The 12,781-nt window shown below is 35.9% G+C and carries 10 protein-coding genes; all 10 read right to left on the reverse strand.

Annotated features, from left to right (window positions below):
- Window positions 1-103: 103 nt before the first annotated feature.
- Window positions 104-1,348, reverse strand: coding sequence for a S1C family serine protease (locus tag ABE048_RS06035; RefSeq protein ID WP_430309882.1), 1,245 nt, complete (start codon window positions 1,346-1,348; stop codon window positions 104-106).
- Between the two features lie 175 nt (window positions 1,349-1,523).
- On the reverse strand, window positions 1,524-2,312 hold the full coding sequence (locus ABE048_RS06040) for an MBL fold metallo-hydrolase (protein WP_430309884.1): 789 nt from the start codon (window positions 2,310-2,312) through the stop codon (window positions 1,524-1,526).
- 12 nt (window positions 2,313-2,324) lie between these two features.
- Window positions 2,325-3,158 (reverse strand): two-component system regulatory protein YycI, encoded by an 834-nt coding sequence (locus tag ABE048_RS06045; protein WP_430309885.1) that lies wholly within the window; start codon window positions 3,156-3,158, stop codon window positions 2,325-2,327.
- Window positions 3,145-4,485 (reverse strand): YycH family regulatory protein, encoded by a 1,341-nt coding sequence (locus tag ABE048_RS06050; protein WP_430309886.1) that lies wholly within the window; start codon window positions 4,483-4,485, stop codon window positions 3,145-3,147. Before ABE048_RS06050 ends, ABE048_RS06045 begins: the two co-directional genes overlap by 14 nt.
- The gene (gene walK, locus ABE048_RS06055; protein ID WP_430309887.1) at window positions 4,476-6,305 is read right to left on the reverse strand and encodes a cell wall metabolism sensor histidine kinase WalK; all 1,830 of its coding nucleotides are present in this window, start codon (window positions 6,303-6,305) and stop codon (window positions 4,476-4,478) included. Before walK ends, ABE048_RS06050 begins: the two co-directional genes overlap by 10 nt.
- 6 nt (window positions 6,306-6,311) lie before the next feature.
- Window positions 6,312-7,022 carry a response regulator YycF gene (yycF, locus tag ABE048_RS06060; protein WP_430309888.1) on the reverse strand — a complete coding sequence of 237 codons (711 nt, stop codon included), beginning with the start codon at window positions 7,020-7,022 and terminating at the stop codon, window positions 6,312-6,314.
- 526 nt (window positions 7,023-7,548) lie between these two features.
- The gene (locus tag ABE048_RS06065; RefSeq protein ID WP_430309890.1) at window positions 7,549-8,841 is read right to left on the reverse strand and encodes an adenylosuccinate synthase; all 1,293 of its coding nucleotides are present in this window, start codon (window positions 8,839-8,841) and stop codon (window positions 7,549-7,551) included.
- 144 nt (window positions 8,842-8,985) lie between these two features.
- Window positions 8,986-10,344, reverse strand: coding sequence for a replicative DNA helicase (gene dnaB, locus ABE048_RS06070; protein WP_430309891.1), 1,359 nt, complete (start codon window positions 10,342-10,344; stop codon window positions 8,986-8,988).
- A 12-nt stretch (window positions 10,345-10,356) separates the two neighbouring features.
- Window positions 10,357-10,806 carry a 50S ribosomal protein L9 gene (gene rplI / locus ABE048_RS06075; RefSeq protein ID WP_430309893.1) on the reverse strand — a complete coding sequence of 150 codons (450 nt, stop codon included), beginning with the start codon at window positions 10,804-10,806 and terminating at the stop codon, window positions 10,357-10,359.
- On the reverse strand, window positions 10,803-12,779 hold the full coding sequence (locus tag ABE048_RS06080; protein WP_430309894.1) for a DHH family phosphoesterase: 1,977 nt from the start codon (window positions 12,777-12,779) through the stop codon (window positions 10,803-10,805). The genes rplI and ABE048_RS06080 overlap by 4 nt, the downstream gene beginning before the upstream one ends.
- Window positions 12,780-12,781: the final 2 nt, after the last annotated feature.

A 12,781-nucleotide genomic window follows, 5' to 3' on the forward strand; every position in this document is an offset into this window, starting at 1 on the left:
CCCATTGTAACAAATGAAAAGCGAGCAGGAAAGACCGGTGCTCTCTTTCCTTGCTCGCTTGTGCATATTTTATTATTTTATCTTGTTATTTTAATTATCCACATTAATGATTTTTTGAACTATCCGCTAATGTGATTGTTTTTTCAATTATTTCCCCGCCGCGATACGCTTTGATTTTTACTTGATCGCCAACATGCTTTTTGTTATAAAGTATTTTGCGTAGGTCAATTGAATTATCAATTTTTTCGCCATCCATTTCAACGATGACATCATATTGTTCTAAACCAGCTTTTGCAGCAGATGAATTTTTTATCACTTCACTAACGACAACGCCGGATGTTACTTCTCCTGGTAATTTAAGTGTATTTCTTTGATGATAAACTGGAACATCTGTTAAGTCGATTAGTGCAACTCCCATTGAAGGTCTTTCAACTTTACCAGTTCGTTGTAATTCATCAATAACTGGAATTGCTGTATTAATTGGAATAGCGAATCCTAATCCTTCTATTGTAGATTCGGCAATTTTCATTGAGTTAATGCCGATTACTTGTCCTGCTAGGTTGATTAGAGCTCCACCACTGTTACCTGGGTTAATGGCTGCATCTGTTTGTAATACTTCAGATTGCCAATCTTCAGTACCATCTTCATTTAAATCAACTGGCACTGTACGGTCTGTTCCTGAAATAACGCCGGTCGTTACAGATCCGTAGAAATCCATGCCTAGTGGATTACCAATTGCAATGACTGATTCACCTTGTTTTAGTTTATCTGAGTCACCAAATGTTGCGACAGTTTTTACTTTATTGCTTGGAATTGAAATGACAGCTAAGTCTGTCCATATATCTTTACCAACTAGTTTTGCTTCTTCTTTTGAACCATCTGAAAATGTTACTTCTAGTTGTTTAGCTCCCTCTACTACGTGATTATTTGTCACGATGTATGCTGTGTCACCTACTTTTTTATAGATAACACCTGAACCACTGCCAACTGCTTCTTTTTTACCTTTTTTATTGGAAGAATTACTACTACCTCCATCTTGGAATGGGAACGTACTCCATAAATCATTTTGAGTTTCTTGAATGTTTGTAATTCCTACAACTGCATCCTTTGTTTTTTCCACTGCATCTGTTACATCAGTGTTAATTGATGTTGATAGTTGTGGTGTTGTTGTTTTGTTTATTGCCGTATTCACATTTGAACTATTTGGCAAATAACCTACCATAGATGGTAGCAAGAGCCAAACAAGTAATGCACCAACAATCACGCCAACCACTCCACTAAAGAAATAGCCGGATTTATTGCCACCTTTTCTGCGACTTTTTGTTTCATCATTATCGTAATATCCCATTATGCTCTTCCTTTCTGTGTTCTTCTGTTTTGTTACTTATACTTTAACCTACAAAGATTAAAATCAGATGAAAATAAATTAAAAATCAGTTCAAAATTATAAAGAATGTTTTTGTTACTTATCTTAATTTCCCCATTTACGCATAAAAAAACCCCAAAAATGGGGGAGAATTATTTTATATAGTGACTAGTTCTGTTGGCTCATTTGCATCTGTATCATACAAGTTTACAAATTCGCCGGGCATAATACCACATGACTGTAAAGTTTGTGAAACGCTCATTCTAGCTAAATCCTTCATATTATTATCTTTACTCAAATGGGAAAGATATATACGAGTTGGTTTTTGTTCCACCACTTCGCTCATGGCAACAGCTGCATCTTCGTTACTTACATGGCCAAGATCACTTAAGATACGGCGTTTAATAGACCAAGGATATCGTCCCATTTGTAGCATACCGACATCATGATTGCTTTCAAAGACAAATGAGTCTGCACCTTTAATAATTCCTTTCATACGATCACTCACATAGCCTGTATCTGTAATAACAACAAGCTTTTGACCGTTTTCGTGAAAACAATAGAACATTGGATCTACAGCATCATGAGATACCGCAAATGACTCGATATCTAAAGAGCCGAACGTTTTAATGGTTTCCATATCAAATTGAAATCGTTGTTCGACAGGAATGTCACCAACTAAACCATCCATGGCATGCCATGTTTTCTCATTTGCAAAAACAGGAATGTTATATTTTCTAGCTAGTACACCAACACCTTTAATATGGTCAGAATGCTCGTGTGTAACTAGAATACCACTTAGTTTTTTTATATCACGGTCAACTTTATCAAATAGCTGCTCCATTTTTTTACCTGTTAATCCTGCATCCACGATAAAAGAATGTTCTCCGCTTTCTACATATATGGAGTTGCCCGTACTACCACTGGCTAATACACTGAACTGCATCGTAAAGACTCCTTACTGCTTTTCTAATTCTTTTTCTTTTGCATTTTGCTCGATATCTACAATTGAATTATCTACCGCATTAACAAAGTAATCTGCTTCTTTCTTTTCACCATTTTCGTCTTTCGGAAATACGACATGAATATACCAGGTAGGCGACAACACTTGTGTTTCTGTTAATAGTACAAGTGTAGAATATCCAAGCTGTGTTTTCGTAATGGTTGAATTGGCAGTTAAATAGCCTTGATCAAAAACAGCCTTGATGGCCTGTTGCGATGAAAAGAGCGTATATTTTTCGCCAAAGCTTTTTAATGAGTCAAACATCGTCTGCTCATAGCGAGTAATTTCTAAATCATCATTCCAATGAAGTATAATCTCGGCATTTTGATTGTAGTAAATCATACGGTTTTCAGAACTTTGGAAGAAAATTGCTTGTTTTTCATCCATATCAATCTTCCATAACTTATAAGAACTACCTTTATAAAGATTTTTCTCAACGAACTGGGTCAATGTGTCTTCTGTAATTTCTGTCAATGGTGATGGATTAGTAATTTTTGATTTTATTACTGTGCCGTTTGGAATTTGAATATGTTGATTTGGTAGATAAGACAATTCATTTGGAGTAAATTGTTTAATCTTACCTGAAATATACGATACATTTTCTCCTTCTACAGGCTGGCTTTTAACGGTAATATTCTCATCCTTTAAACGTGTGGAGATATCCGTATCACCACCAAGAAGTTGGACTTCCTTATCTTCATTGTAATTTTTCACATACATCGTATAAAGGAAAACATTTAATATCGAAAAAACAATGATGAAAATAGTTTTCGTTTTATTCCAATCCAACTTGGTCACCTCCAATATTAGTAGGCGATAAAGCTGTCCACTTACCATTGATTAAATAGAACCACGTTGGTTTAAGGATGAATACATTTGGTCGATCATTTTTTGTTACAAAATAACCTGCACGAATTTCTTCAATGTCATTGAAGTCTACTATATTAGATTTCATTAACTCCGCTACAACACCTTGTCCATTCATGATCGTTAAGGCTTCATTTTCAGGAACTGATACCAATTTATAATAAGGACGAATATAGCGGGCAATATCATTGTTACCCCATATTGTTTCAATCTGTGTAGAAGTTACGAGTGAATCAGCATATACAGGATAATCCTGCATATAAAGTTGATAAACAACTTTATTAGTATCTATATTTAATGAATCGTATCGGAAATCACCAGTCCATCCGCCATGTTGATTGATAAAATCAAATGTATTTAATATTAACTTTGATTTATCTAATACATCAGGATGGTCTGAAGCTGCTGTATTGACAAAATCTAATACTCTTTTATTGTTATTCACGGTCATCATCGATACACCATCTGTATAATTCTCTTCCGCAGTTGCATCATCTACACTGTTTTTGACAATTTTCGTATTTAAAAATAACGCATTCTTAAATCGCTCTATAGATGACGTAGAAATTAGATACGTATACTTCACCATAGTAGATTCTTTTGCAGGTAAATAAATAGTACTTCCTTGCTCTCGTGTAAATGCCATATACTCTTCTAAGTTATGAGATTGTTCTACAACTTGCTTCATAAAAATGGATTCACTATTAACATGGATTTTCGCTTTATATACTTGCTTTTTCGTTGTATTGACAAATAACACGGTTAACTCTTCCGTATTTGAAAGTTGATTCCAGCCAACAATCATTTGATTAAAGGACATATCAATTACTTTATCCTGAGATGTTGGCAAAAGACTTCGGAAGATTGAGTAAGGTATTTCTCCAGGGAAGAATAGTGTAAATTGATTATCTCCACTTACCAATCTGTTTACTCTCGTACTATTCATATTATTACTAACTAGTACTGGATTTGATACTTGCCAACTTTGCATCTGATTCAAAATGCTTTTCATCTCGTCATAACGATCTGTTCCACGCCATTCACCATTTTCATGAAAAACCATTCGATAAGGTTTAATGACATCTACAAGACGGAGTTTCTTTTCAACGGAAAAAGGAACAGGCGGTGTTTTCTCTATTGGGTCATAATTTGGCTTATAGGTCCAAATTGAAAATGTTAATGTAATACTTAATAGCACCATGACAAAGAGTAAGACTGATTTTATCTGTTCGATATGTTTCAATCCCACTCACCTGCCTCTTCATCTTCATAAGGTAATGTGAAGAAAATGGTTGTTCCGACTCCTTCTTCACTTTCCGCCCAAATTTTACCGTTATGCGCCAAAATCATTTCCCGAGAAATAGCTAAACCAAGGCCCGTGCCACCCATAGAACGTGCTCTCGCTCTATCTACTCGATAGAAACGATCAAAAATACGCTCTACATTTTCTTTAGGAATCCCCATACCATCATCCGAAATCATTACAGTCAGTACGCCATCATTTGCTGTCATGCCGAAGCGAATATTACCGCCATCAGGTGAATATTTTAAAGCGTTAGAGATAATATTATCGATTACTTGAGTGATTTTATCTGTATCAAGCTCTACATAGCATGGTGTACTAGGTAATATACGCTGAAATTCAACGTTTTTCGATTTCGACATTTCAAAACGGTCAATTATACGATTAAAGAATTTATTAAAATCTACAATATCTGCATTTATTTCATACTCTCTGCTATCCATACGTGAAAGTTGTAGTAAATCATTCACAAGACGAATCATACGTTCTGTCTCTGTTTGCGTAACATTTAAAAATTGAGGTGCAATCTCTTTGTTTTGCCATGCTCCATCTGCTAACGCTTCTAAATAGCTTCGCATTGTTGTAAGTGGTGTGCGTAATTCATGAGAAACATTTGATACAAATTCACGACGCTCCATCTCAATCTTCTCTTGTTCTGTAATATCGTGCAATACAGTAATTACCCCATTAACAAAGCCCGTTTCCTTTTGAATAACAGAAAAGTTAGCACGCCAAATATAAGGACGATCCTGAGAACTGAAATCTAGATTAATAGAATCCTTCATATGAATTAAATCTTCAAATGTATGCTCTTCTTCTAATCCTAAAACAGAAACTAATGGTCTCCCCATTAATTCATCCTGTTCGCCATTCAAAAGTTTCTGAGCTGGCGTGTTAATCAAAATAATCTTCCCTTTACGATCTGTTGCAATGACACCATCTGTCATATTTGTTAAAACTGAAGCTAGTTTTCTTCGCTCGCCTTCAGTTGTAGACTGTGCTTCTTGCAACCTATTCGTTAAATGGTTGAAAGCAATTGCTAATTGTCCTATTTCATCATTACCGTAAACTCTAACTTTACGAGAGAAATTGCCTTTAGCCATTGCCTGTGCTTGTCTACGCATATCTAAAATTGGCTTAGTGATTGTTCGAGCAATAAAAATCCCTAGAATAATGGTAATAGCTAATGCTAATGCAGTACCCACAGCTAAAATCTGATTAATTTCATTCATCTGTTCAAATATTCGTTCAATATTTGATTTTACATATACTGTTCCTAATACTTTTCCATTAGACGTATTTATTATTGGAGTCGCAACTACCCAAACCCTTTTTCTCGTCTTTTCGTCAAGTGCAATTGTGTCAGTTGGCGTTTTGGAACTTAGCGACTTGAGAACAAGTGGTTCCATGGAGCGCTGACCAACAATCGATTGATTGCTCACATCTGATGATGCTAATATCCGGTTGCGTGCATCTATTACCTGTATTTCCTTAATATCTTCTGATTTCAATCCAGTTAATACAGTCTTCAAGCTTTGCTCAAGTGTTGGGTCCTTATCCGTTCGCTCTTTTAATATTTCCTCTTTTACACTAAAGTTTACAAGCTTTAAACGATCCGTAATGGATGTTTCGAAGTTATCTTTTAATGTTTCTTCTAATCCTCTTGCAAAATATAGCCCAATAATTTGCATCGCAATTAATATGAGCAACACATAAATCAGTACAAGTTTGACCTGTACCGATTTAAAAAAACGAACCTTTTGCATTATTCTTTACTCCTGTTCAGGATTTCTTAAATAATATCCAACACCACGACGTGTGACGATCCATGTAGGATGGCTTGGGTTATCTTCAATTTTTTCTCGTAAACGGCGAATGGTGACATCAACTGTTCGTACATCTCCAAAATAGTCGTATCCCCAAACCGTTTGAAGTAAATGTTCACGCGTCATTACTTGACCAATATGTTTTGCTAAATAATGAAGTAATTCAAATTCACGATGAGTTAATTCAATGGCTTCCTCACGTTTTAATACAAGATATGCATCTGGTTGAATCACTAAAGAACCGATAACGATATCATTATTTTCTTCTACTACTTCTTCATTTGTTGTAATCGTTTGATGTCTACGCATATTGGCTTTAACACGGGCGATTAATTCACGTGTACTAAAAGGTTTTGTCACATAATCATCAGCACCAAGTTCAAGGCCAAGAACTTTATCAATTTCTGAATCCTTTGCTGTAAGCATAATGATTGGTAAATCATATTTTTTGCGCACTTCACGGCATACTTCCACTCCATCACGTTTTGGCAGCATTATATCTAAAAGCATTAAATCTGGTTTTAACTCCTCTACCTTTTCTAATGCTTCATCACCATCATAGGCACAGACTACTTTATAGCCCTCTTTTATTAAATTAAATTGTAATATATCTGCAATCGGTTTTTCGTCATCTACTACTAAAATTGTTTTATCCACAGTCTTTTTCCCCTTTCTTACAGTCAGTATAGGTTGTTGATTACTGTTAGATTAAATTCTATATACTAACTCTACCATGCTTTAATATTATTCGCATCTTTCGCTTTTCCAAAAGTTTAGTATTTCCTAGGCAATAATATGCTATTAATCGACAATAAAAAGAATGAATCTATATAAGTTTAACATAAAGTAAACAAGCAGGATTTCCTAATGTTAAGGTTAAAAGGACTCATATTTAATCAATAAACACATTCTAAAGTACATATTCATCCAAATTATTTTAGACTTTTTTCTACTTTTTAATTCAACTAAGATTATTCATAAATTTTTTCAAAAGGCGAATAAAGTTGATATGATCAGTTTTATAGTTGATTTGAAAGTATTAACAATTTAGTAAGACTTAATCATTTCTAATATGAACCCAAATAATGCTTTGCATCAACAAATGTGCTAAGCATAACTTCCTAAAGTAAAAGTGCATAAAAAAGCAGCTAGCAAAAGCTAGCTGCTCCATTTAATTTATCAATTATGCTTGTTCCCAAACATCTATTAATACATTTGTTTGTTCACGGTCTGGACCTACAGAGAATGTTGCAATACGGATACCTGTTAATTCACTAACGCGTTTTACATAGTTACGTGCATTTTCAGGTAGCTCTTCTAGTGTTTTGCATCCTGTAACATCTTCAGTCCAACCAGGAAGTTCTTCATAAATTGGTTTGCAGCCTTCAATAATGTGAAGGTTTGCAGGGTATTCAGTGATGATTTCACCATTGTAATCATATGCAGTACAGATTTTAACTGTATCTAGACCTGTTAATACGTCAATTGAGTTAAGAGCTAAATCTGTAATACCTGATACACGGCGAGAATGACGTACAACAACTGAGTCAAACCAACCTACACGACGTGGACGGCCAGTAGTTGTACCATATTCACGACCAACTTCACGAATTTGATGACCTACTTCATCAAATAATTCAGTTGGGAATGGGCCATCACCAACACGAGAAGTATAAGCTTTTGATACGCCAATTACACGTGTTACTGCAGATGGGCCTACGCCAGCACCTGTAGCTACACCGCCTGCAACTGGGTTAGATGAAGTTACATATGGGTAAGTACCATGGTCAACATCAAGTAAAATACCTTGTGCGCCTTCAAATAATACTTTACCATCTTCGTCTAATACGTCGTTTAATACTTTAGAAGTATCTGTTACGTATTGAGCGATTTCTTGGCCGTATGCATAGAATGATTCGAAGATATCTTCGAATTTTAAAGGTTCTACTTCATAGAATTTAGTGAATAAACGATTTTTGATTTCTAAGTTATTACGAAGTTTCTCTTCAAATACGTCTTTGTCTAAAAGATCCGCGATACGGATACCAATACGTTGAACTTTATCTGTATAGCAAGGTCCGATACCTTTACAAGTAGTACCGATTTTTGCATCTCCGCGAGATTCTTCGTCTACCTTATCTTGATAAATATGGTAAGGAAGAATAACTTGAGCACGGTTTGAGATACGTAAGTTAGAAGTATCAATTCCTCGATCTTGTAAACCTTTAAGCTCTTTTACTAAAGATTCAGGGTTAATAACCATACCGTTACCCATTACTGAAGTTTTTTCTTTATAAAAAATACCTGAAGGGATTAAATGTAGTTTATAAGTTTCGCCTTCAAATTGAATTGTATGTCCTGCGTTATCGCCACCAGAATAACGAGCGATTGCATCTGCCTTTTTAGATAGGAAGTCAGTAATTTTACCCTTACCTTCGTCTCCCCATTGTGTTCCTACTACTACAACTGATGTCATGATCAGCACCTCCGTCAGACACTTTCATAGTGTCCTGATTCAAACAGACTTATTGTAACAACGAAAACGAGTATAGTCAACAAAAACCAATAAGAAACACGAACATATCATATACGTCAGACATCAATGTTCGTGTTTTGTTGTTTAATAGCCTCCTGCTGGTGCCTCAGCACTCCAGTCAACGCTAACAAATTTGTTGAATTCTTTTTTAAACGCCAATTTTACAGTATCTGTTGGGCCATTACGTTGCTTTGCAATAATAATTTCAATTGTATTTGCATCTTCTGTTTCTTTATCATAATAATCTTCACGGTATAAGAATGCTACGATATCGGCATCTTGCTCAATACTTCCAGATTCACGAAGGTCACTCATCATCGGACGTTTATCTTGACGTTGCTCAACGCCACGAGATAATTGAGACAGTGCTATAACAGGAACTTCTAACTCCCGAGCTAATGCCTTAAGTGACCGTGAAATTTCGGATACTTCTTGTTGTCTATTTGCACCTGCTCCACCGTTACCTTGAATAAGTTGTAGGTAATCGATTAGAATCATACCAAGACCACGTTCTTGTTTTAATCGACGACACTTTGCACGAATTTCACTAACACGAACACCAGCAGCATCGTCAATATAAATCCCTGCACGAGATAAAGTCCCCGTTGCCATCGTTAGTTTACGCCAATCTTCCGAATTTAAAGCACCTGTACGTAAAACTTGTGCATCTATATTACCTTCTGCACAGAGCATACGCATGACAAGTTGTTCTGCGCCCATTTCGAGCGAGAAAATAGCTACATTTTCTTCCGTTTGGGTACCAACTGCTTGTGCTACATTTAATGCAAAGGCTGTTTTCCCAACTGATGGTCTGGCAGCAACAATGATTAAATCTCCGCGTTGGAAACCAGCTGTTAAACGATCCAGGTCACGGAACCCTGTTGGAATACCAGTAATATCACCTTTGCGATTCTGTAATTGTTCAATATTGGCATATGTCTCAACAAGAACATCTTTTACATGCTTAAAATCACCGGAATTTTTGCGATTCGCCACTTCCATCACTTTACTCTCAGCTTCAGAAAGCAATGCATCTACTTCATCTTCTCGCAGGTAACCATCTTCTACTATTTTCGTAGCTACTCTAATTAGTCGGCGGAGTGTAGCTTTTTCCGAAACAATTTGAGCATAATAACCAACATTGGCTGCTGTTGGTACAGCATTCGCAATTTCAGTTATGTAAGAGATACCGCCAACATCTTCTAATTCATTATGTGATGATAGCTCCTCTGTAACAGTAATGATATCAATTGCTTTTCCCTGATCGCTCAAACGTAACATTGTTTGGAAAATCATCTGATGTGCAGAACGATAAAAGTCTTCAGGAATTAAAATTTCTGAAGCAGTAATTAGCGCCTGTGGTTCAAGAAATATTGCCCCGATGATAGATTGTTCAGCTTCTTGGTTGTGAGGCGGAACGCGGTCCAACTGTGGATCGTTCATAAATGTCTCTCCTTACGCTTGTTCTGCAACATGTACTTTCAATGTAGCAGTTACTTCATGATGAAGTTTTACAGGTGCTTTCGTTACTCCTAATGTACGAATAGCATCTTTTAATTCCATTTTTCGTTTATCAATTTTAATACCATGGTCTTTTTGTAATTGTTCTACGATTTGTTTTGAAGTGATTGAACCGAATAAGCGACCGTCTTTACCAGGTTTTGCTGTTAACTCAACTGTTAAACCTTCTAATGTTTCTTTTAACGCTTTCGCATCTTCTAATTCTTGTGCAGCATCTTCAGCAGCACGTTTATTTTGAGCTCTTAATTTTGCCATTTCAGCAGGTGTTGCTTCAACAGCACTTTTTTGTTTTAGTAAAACGTTACGTGCATAACCTTCAGAAACTTCTTTTGTTTCACCTTTTTTACCTTGACCTTTAACGTCTTTCAAAAATATTACTTTCATGCTTCTGTACTCCCTTCTAATACATCATCTATTGCTATTTTTAGTTTTTGGATGGCTTCATCAATTGTTTGGACGTCTAACTGACATGCAGCATTTGTTAAATGTCCACCGCCACCTAATTCCTCCATCACAAGTTGAACATTAATCTCACCTAATGATCGTGCACTAATACCAACTGTCCCATCATTACGATGTGCAACTACGAAAGATGCAGATATATCTTTCATCGTTAATAAAATATCTGCCGTTTGTGCAATTAATACAGAGTTGTATATTTTATCACTATCACCGCGTGCAATAGCGATTCCATTATGGACAAATTCAGCTGTTTGCACTATTTTAGAACGTTCAATATACGTACCTATATCTTCTTTTAAAAGTCGTTGTACAAGTACGGTATCTGCTCCATTTGTACGTAAATATGATGCAGCTTCAAAAGTTCTTGCACCTGTACGTAATGTAAAGCTTTTCGTATCAACAATAATACCGGCTAGTAAAGCTGTTGCTTCTAACATTGTTATTTTATCATTTTTTGGCTGATACTCTAATAGCTCAGTTACCAATTCAGCAGTTGAAGAGGCATACGGTTCCATATACACAAGCATTGGATTTTTGACAAATTCTTCGCCACGACGATGGTGGTCAATAACTACGACTTTATCTGATTTATTCAGTAACCTTGGCTCTATCGTCATACTTGGTTTATGTGTATCCACGATAACCAGCAATGATTTATCTGTAATCTTATCAAATGCCACTTCTGGTGTAATAAAGCGATTATATAAATCAGACTTTTCCTTAACAACTTGCATTAGACGACCGATACTATTATCAATGTTATCAAAATCGATTACTACGTAACCATCAATACCATTCATATCTGCCATTTTACGTACACCAATTGCTGCACCTATAGCATCCATATCAGGCATTTTATGCCCCATTACAAAGATTTGATCACTATCTTGTATTAAATCACGTAAGGCATGTGAAATAACGCGTGCACGTACTCTTGTGCGCTTCTCAACGGGGTTCGTTTTACCACCGTAGAATTTGACCTTTCCACTAGGCTGTTTGATTGCTACTTGATCTCCACCACGTCCAAGGACAAGGTCCAAACTAGATTGTGCAAGCTCTCCTAATTCAAGTAAAGACTGTGACCCTGCTCCAACTCCAATACTTAGTGTTAACGATAGATTTTGTTGAGCTGTAATTTCACGGATATCATCAAGTATTGAGAATCTTTTCTTTTCTAGTTCTTGTAAGATGGATTCATTCATAACAGCGATAAATCTGTCAGAATCGATACGTTTTAAATAAATACCGTTTGTTGTACCCCAGTTATTAACGAGTGAAGTTACAAGTGAGTTAGTTTGACTACGATTTTGATCGTCCATTCCTTGCGTGATTTCATCATAGTTATCAACGAAAAGAATGGCAATAACAGTACGATCATCATAGTAAAGTGCTTCAATTTCTACTTGTTCTGTAATATCAAAGAAGTATAGTAATTTATCTTCCGGCTTATAAAACGCACGATATTTACGATCTTTTAATGTAATATTTAGCTCATTCGATTCTTCATGTTTAATGAGATTATATAAATCTTCTGATAGTGAGAAGATTTCTTCACCAATCAACGAATCAGTCCCTAGAATACGGAGCATATGAGGATTGGTCCATTCAATCGAAAACTGCTCATCGATTAACACGATACCGATTGGCATTTCTAATAATGCTTCTTCTCCAACCTTTTTTAAGCGGTAAGAAAGCATTTCAATATGTTTCTCCGTCTCTTTATATGTGTCAGATTCAGCTTTCCAAGCAAGAATCAATACTAGTAAAAGGACAAAACCATACACGATACCTGTTACTAGATTCCACATCGTGCATATAACAATGCCCGCTATTCCCAGCAATGACAGGATTAAAAGAGGATATCGTATTGGTCGTTTTCTAAAAAGAGTACCCATAA

This window comes from Rummeliibacillus pycnus (assembly GCF_050459865.1).
GTDB lineage: Bacteria > Bacillota > Bacilli > Bacillales_A > Planococcaceae > Rummeliibacillus > Rummeliibacillus pycnus_B.